The organism is Halomonas ventosae (genome assembly GCF_004361885.1).
In the GTDB taxonomy this organism is placed as follows: Bacteria; Pseudomonadota; Gammaproteobacteria; order Pseudomonadales; family Halomonadaceae; genus Halomonas; species Halomonas ventosae_C.
The window spans coordinates 106,015-120,870 of sequence record NZ_SNWH01000003.1 but is presented as its reverse complement, the minus strand read 5'-3'; the positions used below and the strand labels follow the sequence as shown (position 1 = coordinate 120,870).

Sequence of the window (14,856 nt, the reverse complement as noted above, 5' to 3'; positions counted from 1 at the left end):
ACACCTCTCCTGCGTTGGCCCCGCCCAAGAGAGATGACGACATGAGTGAACTCAAGCATACCCCTCTGCGCGCCCTGCACATGGAACTGGGCGCCAAGATGGTGCCTTTCGCCGGCTACGAGATGCCGGTGCAGTACCCGCTCGGCGTCAAGCGCGAGCACGAGCATACCCGTCGCGCCTGCGGGCTCTTCGATGTCTCCCACATGGGACAGATATTGGTGCGTGGATCGCATCCTGCCGAAGCGCTGGAGACCCTGGTGCCGGCGGATATCGTCGGGCTGGCTGAAGGCATGCAGCGCTATGCGCTATTCACCGCCGAGGAGGGCGGCATTCTCGATGATCTGATGGTGGTCAATGGCGGTGATCATCTCTACCTGGTGGTCAATGCCGCCTGCCGCGAACAAGACATTGCCCACCTGCGCCGCGGCCTGCCCGACCACGAGGTAGAGGGGATCGAACGGGGCCTGCTGGCCCTGCAGGGCCCAAAAGCGGCCGAGGTGATGCAGCGCCTGTGCCCCGAGGCCTGCGAGATGGTCTTCATGCAGCATGGCCGCTTCACCATCGGCGGCATCGAGGTCTGGGTCAGCCGCAGCGGCTACACCGGCGAGGACGGCTTCGAGATCTCGGTGGCCGCTGAGGACACCGAGGCCCTGGCGCGTCGCCTGATAGAGGAAGACGAGGTCGAGGCGATCGGCTTGGGAGCGCGTGACTCGCTGCGCCTCGAAGCCGGGCTGTGCCTCTATGGCCACGATATCGATACCCAGACCACGCCAGTAGAAGCGGGGTTGACCTGGTCCATCGGCAAGCCGCGCCGTCACGGCGGCGAGCGTGAAGGGGGCTTTCCCGGCGCCGACCTGATCCTGCACCAGGTGGCCGAGAAGGACTACCGCCGCAAGCGGGTGGGTCTGCTCGGCGAGGGCCGCGCCCCGGTGCGCGAAGGCGCGCAACTCTTCGACGCTGACGATAGGTTGCTGGGACGGGTGACCTCGGGGGGCTTCGGCCCCAGTGTTGGTCGGCCTGTGGCGATGGGCTACGTGGCCATCGAGGCCAGTGAGGTCGGCACCACGGTGTATGCCGAGGTGCGCGGCAAGCGCCTGCCGATGACGGTGAGCAAGATGCCTTTCGTTAGACCCGGCTACCATCGAGGATGATGGCGTGAACGTCGTTTTATACCGTTATCTTTCTGCGTAATCACACCTATCGTTACTCTAAAATGGGGTGGCCGTTTTTACATGGTAAGAACGGTAAGAATCAGGCTCCGCCCATCGTCGGAGCCACCCAGCGGAAGGTCAGACTGATACGCAGCCCGGGAAGCCGGCGCGGCAGCAGGGCATGCTGTAGCCTCTCTTGCACGCCGGGGCCCATCAGCAACAGACTGTCGTGGGGCAGCCAGACGTTGAAGGCCTCGCCAGAGCGGTCCTTCCAGCGGAAGCGCAACGGCCGCTCGACGCCGAGGCTGACCGCCGCGATCAGCGGCGCCGGGCCAAGCTCGGGCTCGTCGTCGCTGTGCCAGCCCATGCGCTCCTCGCCGTTCGCATAGCGGTTAAGCAGCACGCTGTTGAAGCGGGCCCGAGTGCCGGCATCGGCCAGCGTGCTGACCACCCGGTCGCGCAGCGCTGTTACTGCGGGATGCCAGGGCTCGGGCAGGAAGTCCCGGCCCGAGTAGCGGTAACGGGCCTCGGGGCTACCCATCCACAGCTGGCGACGCGGGATCGGATGCTCTCGCCCGTAGAGGCGCAGGGTAGGGCGCTGCCAGGCAAGCTCGCGGTCAAGCCGCGCCAGCACCTGGGCAGCGGCGGGTTCGCCGTGCAGGCCGGTGAATAGAATCAGCAGCGGCGAGTTGAGCAGGGTGACCCTTTGACACGTCTTGGTGGTGGACATTTCGACAGCGTGCCATCCCGACCGGCTCGCGGCCAGTGGCACCCTGTCAGCCGGCCAGATGCAGGGTCAGCCGGCCAGATAGAGGCTGGCCAGGCCAAAGCCTAACCCCAGCAGGGCGCCGGCCGCGACGTCGCTGATGTAGTGCAGCCCCAGGCCAACCCGCGAGACGGCAATCAACACTGCGGCAGGCACCAGCCCGGGCAGTAGCCAGGGAACATGAGCGGCGGTCAGCACGCAGAACAGCACCGCATGCATGGTATGGCCGCTCGGGAAGCTGTAGCGGTCGCGGGCAGGCTCGCTGCAGTGAATAATGCCTGTGAAAGTGATGAAGGGCCGCTCGCGACACAGGCGGGTCTTCAGCACACGGTAGAGACCGATGGCCACCAGCGCCGTGGCGGTGTACTGGGCCATGCGCTGGCCGCTGTCGGCGGGCTGGAGCAGCGGCTGGGCAAGGATCAGTCCGACCCACAGCGGCCAGTCCCCCAGCTTGCTGGAAAGGCGCAGCAGGGCCAGCCAGGGTGGGTGTACGTTGTAGCCGGCCAGACGTCGACAGAGCTGCCACTCGATAAGGTCGAGGCGTTCAAACACGGCAGGCGGATGCAGTTTCATCGAGCGTCTCCCGAGGCTGGGCCAAGGTGGCGAGGAAGATATCGGCAATCGCCGACCAGCGGTACGTCAGGGCGCGCTCCCTGGCGGCGCGACCTAGACGGGCATAGCGGGCAGGCTGCTGGCAGAGGGTCGCGGCGGCTTCCTGGAAGCCGGCCTCGTCGCCCACTGGCAGGCTGACACCGTTGCGATCGTCCTCGATCAGTTCGGCGCCGGCGGCATGGCGGAAGGCCACCACGGCCAGGCCACTAGCCATGGCCTCAAGGACTACGTTGCCCCAGGTCTCGGAGATCGAGGGAAAGACGAAAAGGTCGGCACTGGCGTAGTGGCGCACCAGGCTTTCCCTGTCGATGAAACCGGTAAAGTGGGCGTCGGGCAGGGCACGCTGCAGGGTGGCTCGTCCCGGGCCGTCACCGACCACCACCAGGGTGATGTCGGGGCGGGCGGCGAGCATTGCCGTGAAGGTGTCGCGCAGCAGGTCGAGGTTCTTCTCGGCGGCGAGGCGTCCTACATAAAGCGCCACCGGACGATGGGTATCGCTTCCCCAGGCGGCGCGCAGGGCCGGGTCGCGCTCGGCTGGCGAGAAGCGTTCGCCGTCGATGCCGCGTGCCATGACTCGCAGGTTGGCGAAGCCGCGGTCGGCAAGCGCCTTGGCCTGGGCATGGGTCGGCACTAGGGTCGCGGCCGTGCGGTTGTGGAAGTGGCGCAGGCGACGCAGCACCAGCGGCGCCAGCCAGGGCAGACCATAGTCGCGGCAGTAGTGGTCGAAATTGGTGTGCCAGCCGCTGACCACCGTGATGCCTAGCCGCTCGGCGGCGCGCAGGGCGGACCAGCTCAGAGGGCCCTCGGTAGCCAGGTAGACAGCCGTCGGGCGCTGCTGACGCCACAGACGCTGGATGGCCGCCGTGGACGGCAAGCCGATGCGCACCTGGCGGTAGCCGGGCAGGCCCAGCCCATGAACCCGCAGCTCGGTCTCCATCCCTTCGGCGCGTGGCACCGCTCCGTCTGCCGGTCGGGGACGGATCAGCTGCAGGGCCACACCGCGCCGGCGCAGTTCCATGCTGAGCTGGCCGAGGGTATGGGCGACGCCATTGATGTCGGGGGACCAGGTTTCACTAACCAGGCAGATGCGCATGGAGCACCTCGTGCGGTGGCAGGCCCGGAGGGGCTGACATCGTCATGATGCCGGCTGGCCATGACAGCCGCGGGTCACGGCGATGAAGAGGACATGACGGCGGACTGGCCGTTAGAGGCCGGACAGCGTCGCCTCCGTCAGCGCAGTACCCGGGCCGGGTCGATGGGCTTGCCACCATGGCGCATGTCGAAGAGCAGCCGCGGGCTGCCATCCTGCTCACCGACTTCGCACACAGGGGTGCCCCGCGTGACGGTATCGCCGCTGGCCACAAGGGGTCGCTTGCATAGGGCATAGACGCTCTGCAAGTTGTCGGCATGGTGGACAATCACCACCTGGCCGAGCTGGCGCATGCTGTCAGCGAAGCGCACTTCACCGTCGGCCACGGCACGGGCCTGGCTGCCCCGTGATGTGGCCAGCAGCATGGGCTGCAGGGTGCCGCGCTGATCGGTGCCGAAGGGGCGCTCGACCCGATACTCCGCTAGTGGCCAGGGCCAGCGGTGCGCCGAGGCAGGCAGCGCGCCGGGGTCCGGCAGGCGTTTACTGGCCGGTGCTGAGGCCTGGCGCTTGGTGGACGCCTTGCGATCGGTGCGGCTCGAGGAGACGGCCTGCCGGCCGCCCAGCGGCACCTGAATCAACTGACCGACCCTTAGGCGGGTGGGGGCGATGCCGGGATTCGCCGCCTGGATCAGCTCGGCGCGGCCGCCGAAGCGCCGTGCGATGGCGCTATAGGTATCACCCGGGCGTACCCGATAGCGGTAGGGGCCGCCGGACGGGGCCCGCTCATCGTGTCCGGGAACCAGCAGGCGCTGGCCTACGGCTAGGCGCCGGGCATCGACACCGGGATTGAAGCGCTCCAGGCGCACCAGGGGCACACCGGCGCGGCGAGCGATATCACCCAGAGTGTCGCCGCGCTGGATGGTGATCCACTCACCGGCAATTGCCTCGCCCGCGCGGCCACCGCCGTGCCCGGCGCAACCGGCCACGAGCAGGATCAGGCCGGCCAGCAGTAGAGTCAGCGCGAGATGTCGAGGCGGCGATCCTTGTCCTGCCACAGAGCGTTGAGCCATGACTGGAAGCGTTCCTTGTAGTCCGTGTCGTCGTGATAGTCACCCTCGAGCATCCAGGCCGGTACTGCCAGGTGTCGGACCTCGAGGCGCACCGGCCCCTCGCGGCCGCAGAGAAAGCCCCAAAAGCTGGGGTCAGGATGCGCGTAGTGCAGAGTGACATCCAGAATGCCACCGAGGCGCTCGCCGAGCAGGCTCATTACCTGGGCGATCCCCCCCGCACGGGGTCTGAGCAGGTGACGATAGGGGGAATGCTGGGCCGCCCGCTTGGCGGGGGTGAAGCGGGTGCCCTCGACGAAGTTGTAGATGGCAATGGGGCGCTCCCGAGCGTGACGGCACATACGTTCGGTGGCCTCGTGGTCGCGCCTTGCCAGCTGCGGGTTGCGCTCGCGCTGCTCGCGGCTCAGGCGGCGCAGCATGGGAAACTCCATAGCCCAGAAGGCCAGACCGACAATGGGAATCCAGATCAGCTGGCGCTTGACGAAGAAGTGGGGCATGGGGAGGCGTCGGTGAAAGGCGAAGAACAGCAGGAAGATATCGGTCCAGCTGCGATGGTTGGAAATCACCAGCCACCACTGGTCGCGGGACAGCCCCTCCGGCAGGCTCATCTCCAGCCGCGGGTTTAGCCAGCGGCGCATCCACCACAGGTTGCTGCCCACCCAGTTGAGCGCGACTCGGTTGAGCGCCGTCAGCACCCGGCGCTGACAACGTCGCCCCGGGGTTACCAGTTTGACCAGGGTCAGCAGCACCAGCGGCATCCCCCAGGCAAGGGTAGTGAGTGTCAGCAGCAGGCTGCTGACGAGCCCCCTGAGGGTCGACATGCCTAGCTCCTTGAGCAGATCACGATTCACCCATGCTAATAGATCGACCTCGGGCTGCCCAGCGATCGGGGTCAACGTGCCGCGGCGAGACCGGGGCTGTGGATGGTCTCGGCGAGCACCTCCTTAAGCGCCACGGCGGCCACCGACAGCTCATGGGTGTTCCAGGTCAGCACCCCGACGTCGCGCTCGATCACCGGGTTCTCCAGGGGCACGCAGACGGCGCCCAGCTCCTGCATCTGAGCAATACACAATGAGGGCACGGCGCTGATCCCCAGACCGCTGGCGACCATGCGTCCCACGGTCGCCAGCTGGTGACACTCGAAGGCGGCGGGCAAAGTCAGGCCGCGACCTTCCAGCGCCTGTTCCAGCAGCCGGCGCACCATGGAGGGGCGCTGCAGGGCAATGAAGTCTCGGGTCATCAGCGTCGGCCAACCGAGCCGTGAGCGCTCGGCCAGGCGCGAGTCGGCCGGCACCACGGCCACGAAACGGTCGCGAAACAGGGGCGTGAAGGAGAGACTGCCGGTGGCTTCCGGCTCGAACACCAGCCCCAGTTCCACCTGGCGGGCGCGCACCATATCGATCACCTGCTCGTTGATGACGTCATGCACCGTGACATTGACCCGTGGATGGCGCTGACGGAAGACGCGCAGAGCGGGGGGCAGCAGGTTGCTGGCAAAGGAGGGCATGGTGGCCACCGCCAGGCGGCCCAGCTGCAGGGTGAAGCGCTGGCGCAGCAATTCTTCTGTGTTGTCCCACTCGGCGATCAACCGCTTGGCCAGGGGCACCAACGACTCCCCCTCCGGGGTTAGCCGAACGCTGCGGGTACTGCGAATCAGCAGGCGTCCGCCTAGGCTTTCTTCCAGGCCCTTGATCGCCAGGCTCAGGGCCGGCTGTGAGAGGTGAAGGTGCTCGCACGCCTGGGTAAAGCTCAGGGTACGGGCCACGGCGAGAAAGGCACGCAGTTGCTTGACGGTCATGGCATGCTACCAAGGTCAAATTTATTGGTATAATGGATCAATCCATAAATAAAACAAACTTAACAAATATATTGGCAGCGGCAACACTGGCCTGACATCGTGTTTCTTCACTATGTTTATTCATCCACAACCACATTTTTTCATTTTACAACAATGCGAGGCGCCACTATGGCCGGATTCGACAAGCGTGTGACTTCCTACGCCGAGGCAATGGATGGCATCGAGAGCGGCATGACCGTCATCGCCGGCGGCTTCGGGCTCTGCGGCATTCCCGAGAACCTGATTGCTGAGATCAAACGCCGCGGTGTTAAAGACCTCACCATCTACTCCAACAACTGCGGGGTCGATGGTTTCGGCCTGGGGCTCTTGCTCGAGGATAAGCAGATCCGCCGCTTCTACGCCTCCTACGTGGGCGAGAACGCGCTATTCGAGCGCCAGATGCTAGACGGGGAGATCGAGGTCATCCTCACCCCCCAGGGGACCCTGGCGGAGAAGATGCGTGCTGGCGGCGCGGGCATCCCGGCCTTCTATACCGCCACCGGCTATGGCACGCCCATCGGTGAGGGCAAGGAGGTGCGCGAGTTCAACGGCCGCCACTACATCCTTGAGGAGTCGGTGGTCGGCGATTTCGCCATCGTCAAGGGCTGGAAGGCCGATCGCTACGGTAACGTCGTCTATCGTAATACTGCCCAGAACTTCAATCCGGTGGCGGCCACCGCGGGCAGGATCACCGTGGTCGAGGTCGAGGAGATCGTCGAGCCCGGCGAGCTCAAGCCCGATCAGATCCATACGCCGGGCATCTATGTCGACCGCCTCATCCAGGGCACCTTCGAGAAGCGCATCGAGAAGCGCACCGTGCACCAGGACTGATCAGACTCTCCTTTTCCGCTACCCAAGAGGCAATACCATGGCACTGACTCGCGAACAGATGGCAATGCGCGTAGCGCGCGAACTCGAGGACGGCTTCTACGTCAACCTGGGCATCGGCATCCCCACCCTGGTGGCTAACTACATCCCCGACGGCATCGATGTGATGCTGCAGTCCGAGAACGGCCTGCTGGGCATGGGGCGCTTCCCCACCGAGGAGGAGCTTGACCCCGACATGATCAACGCCGGCAAGCAGACCGTCACGGCACGGCCAGGAGCGGCGATCTTCTCCTCGGCGGAATCTTTCGCCATGATCCGCGGCGGGCATGTCGACCTGACCGTGCTCGGTGCCTTCGAGGTCGACCAGAACGGCAACATCGCCTCCTGGATGGTCCCCGGCAAGCTGATCAAGGGCATGGGCGGCGCCATGGACCTGGTGGCAGGTGCCGAGAACATCATCTGTACCATGACCCACGCCTCCAAGCATGGTGAGTCCAAGCTACTCGAGTCCTGCAACCTGCCACTGACCGGTGCGGGCTGCATCAACCGAGTGCTCACCGATCTTGCCTACCTGGAGATCAAGGACGGCGCCTTCCATCTCAAGGAGCGCGCACCGGGCGTCTCGGTGGAGGAGATTAAGTCACTGACGGCCGGCAAGCTGGTGGTGCCCGATCACGTCCCCGAGATGACCTTCGCGGCCTGATAGATTTCGTCGTGACACGCCAGCGGCCCGGATATCTGTCCAGGCCGCTGGCGTTCGTGATGTCGACGAGGTTGTCGAAAAACTGACCGTTGCGCGCCATGCCCCTTGGCATCACGCCTGGTAGCTTCCTCGAGGCGGTGATGCACAGCGTTATCCACAGATTCTGTGGATGGCTGAGTTCACGACAGTTCACAGCGGGTGTGGTGAGGCAGCAGCAACTCGGCGGCGCGTTCCTGGTTGGCACTGACCTGCTTCTGGACAAGAGCAAGCCCGTCGAGCCCGATGCGATGCTCGTCGCCCTCGGCGAAGGCCAGGCGCTGTGAACGGCTGGCATAGAAGCGGTAATCGAGCAGCGGCGACACCGGGAAGAGGCCCTGGTGGCGGTCGCTGCTGCCGGCGAGGCCGGCCTGGCGCAGCTGGCTGTCGAGCGCGACGATGTCGTGCCCCAGCCGCTGGCAGTCGAAGCCGGCGTGATGCATCCGCGGCCCCATTACCGCGAGCCAGGCGGCCAGCGGGTGGGTCAGTTGCAGGGCCTGATAGGTGCTCCACTCAGGCATCGGCCAGGGGCGGCCATGGCAGAGCAATGCCTGGCTGCGCCCCTCCCGCGGATCGGCGTTGCCGACCAGCCGCAGGAGGCGCTCGCGAGGCGGGCGCGACAGGGTGCCGAGTTGCAGCTCGGCGAGCAATATCCAGGCGCCTTCATCTGGGGCGGCGAGCAGGGTTGCCAGCAGGCCGCGATCGGCCATGGCGTAGCGCTGGTGTGGTCGATAGCCGTAACGCACCAGGATCGGCAGTAGCACCTCCATGGCCCAGGGGCCATGATTGAGAGTCAGGATTGCCAGGTACTCCGCCGTTGCCTCCACGGGCCAGAGCCGCAATCCGCCGATGTCCGGATGCCGGTGGATATAGTCCAGCCACAGCTGCTGGACAAACTCTTCCCGTTGCATCGTGCCTTGTCCCTCTGCCGTGATGCTTTGCGTGCCTGCTCGCCGCCAGTATAGGCAGCGGATCTTCGGTGGCATTCAACGGGGGAAAGACGTTCGTCGGAACGCATGGGCTTCCCGTCCGGCCTGTCAGGGGCGGGCGTGTCAACCAAGGGGGTGTTCCAGAGGCATCCCCCTGTCAGGAGAGCTCATCGCTCAGCAGTGTCACGGCGTAGAAGCGATCTTGCCTCAGTGGGTGACACTTAGCAGGGCCTGATCTTGCACATAACGGTCGAACTCGGTGAAACCCCCGACATGGGTCTGGTCGACAAAGATCTGCGGCACGGTATGCACTGGCTTGCCAATGGTCTTTTCCAGATCGGCCTTGGTGATGCCCTCGGCATGGATATCCACGTAGCGGTATCCCTCGATGCTGCCGGTACTCTCAAGCCGGGCGGCGAGGGCCTTGGCGCGGTTGCAGAAGGAGCAGGCGGGGCGACCGAAGATGACGACGAACATGCAGTGACTCCTTGCACGTCAGGGTGCGTGAAGAGGGGATCAGGACAATGCTGGCTATTGTGACGCAGCCGGTGAAGTGGCGCCAATAGTCGACCCCTTGTGCCGCGATGGAGCTTTGCTATCGGTATGCTCAGCGCTCGATTTCCCCGGCGTCGGCGCGGCGCAACAAATCGGCGAGGCCGGCGTGCAGCTCGGAGCAGGTCACCAGCAGGTGCTCGCCGCAGAGATCCTCGGGAATCCCCGCCGGAGGGGGATAGAGGTGCCCGGTGCGGGCGCCCGCCTCGCGAGCGATCAGCCAGCCCGCGGCGCAATCCCAGGGGGAGACGCTCTCGTAGTAGGCATCCAGGCGGCCACAGGCCACGTCGCACAGATCCAGAGCCGCCGAGCCGTTGCGCCGCACGTCCTGGCAGTGGCTCAGGATGGCGGTCAGGCGGCGTATCAGCGGCGGGCGATCCTCACGACGGTAGGGGAAGCCGGTGCCCACCAGCGCATGGGCCATGTCGCTGTTTGGGCTGGCCTGTATCGCCTGGCCGTTGCACCAGGCTCCGCAACCCTCGAGCGCGGTGAAGGTCTCGCCCAGGAAGGGAGCATGTACCACCCCTAGCCGGGTACGACCCTGGTGGGCCCAGCCGATGGAGACCGCCACATGGCGCAGCCCATGGGCGAAGTTGACCGTGCCGTCGATGGGATCCACCACCCATAGCGCTTGGGGGCTCGCCAGCACCTGACGATCCGGGGCCAGCTCCTCGCTTAAGCGTGCCTCCCCGGCAAAGTGTTGCTCGAGGCGCTCGCCGATGCGCGTATCGACCTCGATATCGGTATCGGTGACCAGTTCGTGGCCATGCTTGTAGCGATGGCCGAAACTCTGCCGTTCACGGGCCTTGACGATCATCCGCCCAGCCTCGTGGGCGATATCGACGGCGATCTCCAGTCGCTGGTCAGGGGTCATGCTGGCTCCTTGGCAGGGGGAGACATTCATGTTAGCAGCTCGCCTTTCCCCCTGCCGAATGTCAGTTACCACGCTCTGATGCGAAGGCGGGCGTGCGCTGGCTATGTTGTGTGATTGCCATTGTGTGATCGCCCTGCGTCTGAGCGGATGACGCGCTGCGTCATTCGTCTTATGCTGGTGGAGAATGATAGTTGCCCGGTGCCATTTCGGCCCGGTTTACCGCATTTCACCGCATAGAGGAGTCACGCATGACCGCTAACGCTTCCATCCCCCGCGTCGCCTTGGTCACCGGTACCAGCAGCGGCATCGGCGAGGCCGTGGTTCGACATTTCTGCGCGCAGGGCCATCAGGTGCTGGCCGTGGACTTCAATCCGGCAGGCAAGGCGGTCGCCGAGCAGGCGGGTGCTGCCTTCTTCAAGGCCGACCTGACCGACGGCGAGGCCTGCAAGGCGGCGGTGGCCGAGGCGATCAAGCGCTTCGGGCGCGTCGATATCCTGGTCAACAATGCCGGCATCCAGCATGTCTCGCCCATCGAGGAGTTTCCGGAAGCGAAGTGGCGCCAGATCATCGACCTGATGCTCACCGCTCCTTTCCTGCTTGCCCAGGCCGTGTGGCCCTCCATGCGCGAGAACGGCTGGGGGCGCATCGTCAATATTGCCTCGGTGCATGCCCAGGTGGCCTCGCCGGGCAAGGCGGCCTACATCAGCGCCAAGCACGGCATGATCGGCCTGACCAAGACCGCGGCGCTGGAGGGCGGCAGCCAAGGCATCACCGCCAATGCCATCTGCCCGGCCTACGTCAAGACCCCGCTGGTCGATGGCCAGATCGCCGACCAGGCGAAGATGCACGGCATGGAGGAGCAGGAGGTGATCGAGCAGATCATGCTCAAGAATGCGGCCATCAAGCGGCTGATCGAGCCCGCCGAGGTGGCTGAGCTGGTCGGCTACCTGGCCTCCGACCTCGCCGGCGCCGTCACCGGGGCCAGCTGGAACATTGATCTGGGCTGGACGGCGCAATGACCCGGCTTCACCGAGAGCGGTAAGCTATAAGCTAGAAGCTATAAGAGAAACCCTTGCCACCAGCGCTTCTGGTGGCATTTTACGGCTTATCGTCTTACCGGCCGCTTCTGCAGCTTGCGCTGCAGGGTTCGGCGGTGCATGCCCAGCGCACGGGCGGTGGCGGAGATATTGCCGTTGTGCTCCTGCAGTACCTTCTGGATATGCTCCCAGGTGATGCGGTTGATTGACGGGGGGTTGTCGGCCACCTCGGTCTCCGGGTCACCCTCTGCCCGCGACAGCGCCATCAGTACCTCGTCGGCATCCGCCGGCTTGCATAGGTAGTTCACCGCGCCCAGCTTGATCGCTTCCACCGCGGTGGCGATGCTCGAGTAGCCAGTCAGTACTATCACCCGGCACTCCGGGACGATCTCCAGCAGCTCCGGCAGCAGCTTCAGTCCTGATTCATTCTCCAGCTTGAGATCCAGGGTCGCCAGCTGTGGCCGGAGGCGGCGCGCCAGCAAGAGGGCCTGGGCGGCATCATGGGCCACCAGTACCTCGAACCCTCGACGGCTTAGGGCGCGGTTGAGCACGTGGCAAAACATCTCGTCGTCGTCGATGATCAGCAGGCGTTCGGCGGTCTCTTGCATGTTGTCCTCGCAGGGGGTCACGTCATCCTGTCGCCATCAGCTATGGGGGTGGCTGCGGGGCAGGGTCACTTCGGTCAAGGTGCCGCCCTGGGGGTGGTTGTAAAGGCGGACACCGCCACCGAAGCGGTTGATGGTGGCGTGGGTCAGGAAAAGGCCGATGCCCAGCCCCTTGCTCTTGGTCGAGATGAAGGTCTCGCCCAGCTGGTCAGCGATGGACATCGCCACGCCGGGACCATGGTCGCGGATATCGATGATCACCTCGTCGTCATTCCAGTCGAGCCGGATGGTGATGTCATCGGGGTTGGCATCGGCGGCGTTATTGAGCAGGTTGGTCAGTGCCTGGTCGAGGGTGGCGTCCACCGCCAGCCAGGGATGGCCGCGCCGTTCGGCGACGGCCAGATGGTGGCTGACATCGGGACGCAGTACCAGCCAGCGCTGGACCACACCGGCCAGCCAGACCTGGGCGTCGCGAACCTCCGGTTCGGCCATGCGTCGCCGGTCGGCGCTCTCCACCAGCTGATGCAGCCGCAACTTGCAGGTATCCACTTGCTGGCGCAGCAGTTCGATGTCGCGGATCAGGCCCGGGTGGTCTCGGGCATCCTCGCGCATCTCGCTAAGCAGCACCGCCATGGTGGAAAGTGGTGTCCCCAGCTCATGGGCGGTGCCGGCCGCCTGGGTGGCCACGGCCAGTACCTGCTCGTTACGCAGCGCGGCCTCGCGGGTGCGCGAGAGTGCTTGGTCGCGGCTGCGCAGGGCACGGGCCATCTTGTAGATGAAGAAGGTGACGAGGCCTGCCGAGAGCGCGAAGTTGAGCCACATGCCCAGCACGTGAAAATTGACGGCGCCGCTGCCTTGGCCCTGGGCGAATTGTGGGACCGGTTGATAGGCCACCATCAGCACGCTGTAGGCGGCCATGGACACGGCGGCGATTAGCCAGGCATGCCGCCAGGGAAGGGTCGCCGCGGCGATGGTGACCGGTACCAGATAGTAGTTGATAAAGGGGTTGTGGGAGCCGCCGGTGAAGTAGAACAGCAGCGTCAGGCCTGTCACATCGATCAGCAGATGGATCAGGTACTCACGGTGGGTGACCGCCCGCGGACGCCCCATGCGCCACCAGGTGGCGATGTTGATCAGCCCCATGGCGACGATCACCGCGATCACGGCATGCACCGCCAGCGAGAAGCCCAGCAACTCGATACCGATGATGATCGCGGCCAGGAAACCGGTCCAGGTGATGCCACGCACGATGGTCAGCCGCACCAGGTTGCGGTTGGGCGTGGAGAGTGGCAGGGGCAGGGCAGCGGGCATGACGACTCCGTGCAGTGGGATGGCCCGATGATACCCGATCCGGGGAAGGCTGTGCCCGGTGCCCTATGGCCTGTGTCAACGTCTCCTCCCTGCGCTACAACTCCCGATGCCAGCCTTAAGGCTCATGCCAGGAGGCCTCGGAGCAGGCTTCCGCCGACGCCTGCGGTCAGGGTGATCAGCAGACAGTTGCCGACCGACATGTCCGGCTCTATCGAAAGCACCGCGAACATCACCGGGATGTTGTCGACCACAGCCGAGGCCAGGCCCAGCATGATATTGGCCCAGGTCGGATCCCAGCCGCAGCGAGGGCGGCAGGCTGTGGCGCAGGTAGTAGCCGAATAACTGCAGGCCCAGGCCGGTCATCATGCCCAGCACCGGCAGCAGATTGAGCGGGGTGTGGCAGGTTACAGCGTTGGCCACGGCGCACATCAACATCGCCGTGGTCAGGTTGTTGGCGATGGCCGAGATGCCCCGGCGGAGGGGGGAGTATCGGGGTTCTTCCTCAAAGGAAGTCTTAAGCACTGTTCGGGAATCTTCGGGGCAACCCTCGAAGGAATGGGCGGACCCTTGAAGTCGCGCCTGAGCCCCCTCATTTAGTAGGGAGTTGCATTGACACCACGCTACGAGAAGGAGATCCCATGAGCACTCTGACACTGCCCAACCCCGGCCTTGGCACCTTCCGCCTCAAGGGGGACACCCTCAAGCGGACGATCCACGATGCCCTGGACTTGGGGTATCGGCATATCGACACCGCCCAGATGTACGACAACGAGCAGGACGTGGGGGCCGCCATCGCCGCAAGCGATGTGCCTCGGGAGTCGCTTTTTCTCACCACTAAGGTGTGGCACGACCGCCTCGAGCCCGCATCGCTCAAGGCCAGCGTGCGTGAGAGCCTGGAAAAGCTTGGTACCGATTACGTCAACTTGCTGCTGATCCACTGGCCCTCGCCGGATGATGCCGTGCCCATGGCCGACTACCTCAAGGCCCTACACGAGGTGCAGCAGGCCGGCCAGGCCCGCCATATCGGGGTCTCCAACTTCACCATCGCCCAGGTCGACCGGGCCCTGGAAATCCTCGGCCCCGACGCGCTATTGACCAATCAGGTCGAGGTGCATCCCTTCCTGCAGAACCGCGAAGTGGTCGAGCACTGCCAGGCGCGCGGCCTGACGGTGACCGGCTACATGCCGCTGGCCGTGGGCAAGGTGCTGGAAGACGAGACCTTGAAGGGCATTGCCGAGGCTCACGGTGTTACCCCGGCCCAGGTGGCCCTGGCCTGGATCCGTTCGTGCGGCGTGGTGGCCATTCCCTCATCCACCCGGCGCGAGCATCTGGCGGCAAACCTGGAGGCCTTCGAGATCATGCTCAGTGATGAGGAGCTCCAGGCGATTGCCGGGCTGGACCGCGGCGAGCGCATCGCTGATCCTGACTTCGCCCCAGACTGGGATTGAGTCTCACCGC

16 protein-coding genes and 1 pseudogene are annotated in these 14,856 nt (G+C 65.2%); 5 read left to right on the top strand and 12 right to left on the bottom strand.

Features of this window, described 5'->3' with window-relative positions; translation table 11 throughout:
- Nucleotides 1–41 precede the first annotated feature (41 nt).
- On the top strand, nt 42–1,151 hold the full coding sequence (gcvT, locus tag DFO68_RS03775) for a glycine cleavage system aminomethyltransferase GcvT (protein ID WP_133482213.1): 1,110 nt from the start codon (nt 42–44) through the stop codon (nt 1,149–1,151).
- Nucleotides 1,152–1,251: 100 nt separating this feature from the next.
- Here gcvT and DFO68_RS03770 read toward each other — a convergent pair whose 3' ends face one another.
- The 6 genes from DFO68_RS03770 to DFO68_RS03745 form a co-directional block, all read right to left on the bottom strand.
- Nucleotides 1,252–1,881 carry an alpha-ketoglutarate-dependent dioxygenase AlkB family protein gene (locus tag DFO68_RS03770; RefSeq protein ID WP_133482211.1) on the bottom strand — a complete coding sequence of 210 codons (630 nt, stop codon included), beginning with the start codon at nt 1,879–1,881 and terminating at the stop codon, nt 1,252–1,254.
- Nucleotides 1,882–1,947: 66 nt separating this feature from the next.
- Nucleotides 1,948–2,490: a phosphatase PAP2 family protein gene (locus tag DFO68_RS03765; protein WP_133482209.1), complete on the bottom strand. Its 543-nt coding sequence runs from the start codon at nt 2,488–2,490 to the stop codon at nt 1,948–1,950.
- Nucleotides 2,462–3,622: a glycosyltransferase family 4 protein gene (locus DFO68_RS03760; protein WP_133482207.1), complete on the bottom strand. Its 1,161-nt coding sequence runs from the start codon at nt 3,620–3,622 to the stop codon at nt 2,462–2,464. The genes DFO68_RS03765 and DFO68_RS03760 overlap by 29 nt, the downstream gene beginning before the upstream one ends.
- Before the next feature lie 137 nt (nt 3,623–3,759).
- Nucleotides 3,760–4,689: a M23 family metallopeptidase gene (locus DFO68_RS03755; protein WP_133482205.1), complete on the bottom strand. Its 930-nt coding sequence runs from the start codon at nt 4,687–4,689 to the stop codon at nt 3,760–3,762.
- Nucleotides 4,635–5,507, bottom strand: a complete 873-nt coding sequence (locus DFO68_RS03750) for an acetyltransferase (protein WP_133482203.1) — start codon at nt 5,505–5,507, stop codon at nt 4,635–4,637. The genes DFO68_RS03755 and DFO68_RS03750 overlap by 55 nt, the downstream gene beginning before the upstream one ends.
- A 71-nt stretch (nt 5,508–5,578) precedes the next feature.
- Nucleotides 5,579–6,484 (bottom strand): LysR family transcriptional regulator, encoded by a 906-nt coding sequence (locus DFO68_RS03745; RefSeq protein ID WP_133482201.1) that lies wholly within the window; start codon nt 6,482–6,484, stop codon nt 5,579–5,581.
- 168 nt (nt 6,485–6,652) lie between these two features.
- Here DFO68_RS03745 and DFO68_RS03740 point away from each other — a divergent pair, with 168 nt between their 5' ends.
- Together DFO68_RS03740 and DFO68_RS03735 are read left to right on the top strand one after the other, a co-directional pair.
- Complete coding sequence (locus DFO68_RS03740) at nt 6,653–7,354, top strand: CoA transferase subunit A (protein ID WP_133482199.1); 702 nt, start codon at nt 6,653–6,655, stop codon at nt 7,352–7,354.
- A gap of 37 nt (nt 7,355–7,391) precedes the next feature.
- Nucleotides 7,392–8,054, top strand: a complete 663-nt coding sequence (locus DFO68_RS03735; protein WP_133482197.1) for a CoA transferase subunit B — start codon at nt 7,392–7,394, stop codon at nt 8,052–8,054.
- Between the two features lie 179 nt (nt 8,055–8,233).
- Here the strand turns inward: DFO68_RS03735 and DFO68_RS03730 are convergent, their stop codons facing one another.
- From DFO68_RS03730 to DFO68_RS03720, 3 genes are all read right to left on the bottom strand, one after another.
- A complete protein-coding gene (locus DFO68_RS03730; protein WP_133482195.1) occupies nt 8,234–9,001 on the bottom strand; it encodes a DUF1338 family protein in 768 nt (255 codons plus the stop codon).
- Nucleotides 9,002–9,226: 225 nt separating this feature from the next.
- Nucleotides 9,227–9,496 (bottom strand): GrxA family glutaredoxin, encoded by a 270-nt coding sequence (locus tag DFO68_RS03725; protein WP_133482193.1) that lies wholly within the window; start codon nt 9,494–9,496, stop codon nt 9,227–9,229.
- 130 nt (nt 9,497–9,626) lie between these two features.
- The gene (locus tag DFO68_RS03720; RefSeq protein WP_133482191.1) at nt 9,627–10,445 is read right to left on the bottom strand and encodes an inositol monophosphatase family protein; all 819 of its coding nucleotides are present in this window, start codon (nt 10,443–10,445) and stop codon (nt 9,627–9,629) included.
- A gap of 248 nt (nt 10,446–10,693) precedes the next feature.
- Between DFO68_RS03720 and DFO68_RS03715 the strand changes: the two genes are divergently transcribed.
- A complete protein-coding gene (locus DFO68_RS03715; RefSeq protein ID WP_133482189.1) occupies nt 10,694–11,464 on the top strand; it encodes a 3-hydroxybutyrate dehydrogenase in 771 nt (256 codons plus the stop codon).
- Nucleotides 11,465–11,550: 86 nt separating this feature from the next.
- Here the strand turns inward: DFO68_RS03715 and DFO68_RS03710 are convergent, their stop codons facing one another.
- The 3 genes and pseudogenes from DFO68_RS03710 to nhaD all read right to left on the bottom strand — a co-directional run.
- A complete protein-coding gene (locus DFO68_RS03710) occupies nt 11,551–12,090 on the bottom strand; it encodes a response regulator transcription factor (protein ID WP_133482187.1) in 540 nt (179 codons plus the stop codon).
- A gap of 36 nt (nt 12,091–12,126) precedes the next feature.
- On the bottom strand, nt 12,127–13,398 hold the full coding sequence (locus DFO68_RS03705) for an ATP-binding protein (RefSeq protein ID WP_133482185.1): 1,272 nt from the start codon (nt 13,396–13,398) through the stop codon (nt 12,127–12,129).
- A 140-nt stretch (nt 13,399–13,538) separates the two neighbouring features.
- Nucleotides 13,539–13,697 (bottom strand): annotated as a pseudogene (gene nhaD / locus DFO68_RS16030) (sodium:proton antiporter NhaD); the annotation flags it as partial.
- Nucleotides 13,698–14,036: 339 nt separating this feature from the next.
- Here nhaD and dkgB point away from each other — a divergent pair.
- Nucleotides 14,037–14,846 carry a 2,5-didehydrogluconate reductase DkgB gene (gene dkgB, locus DFO68_RS03695; protein ID WP_133482183.1) on the top strand — a complete coding sequence of 270 codons (810 nt, stop codon included), beginning with the start codon at nt 14,037–14,039 and terminating at the stop codon, nt 14,844–14,846.
- Nucleotides 14,847–14,856: the final 10 nt, after the last annotated feature.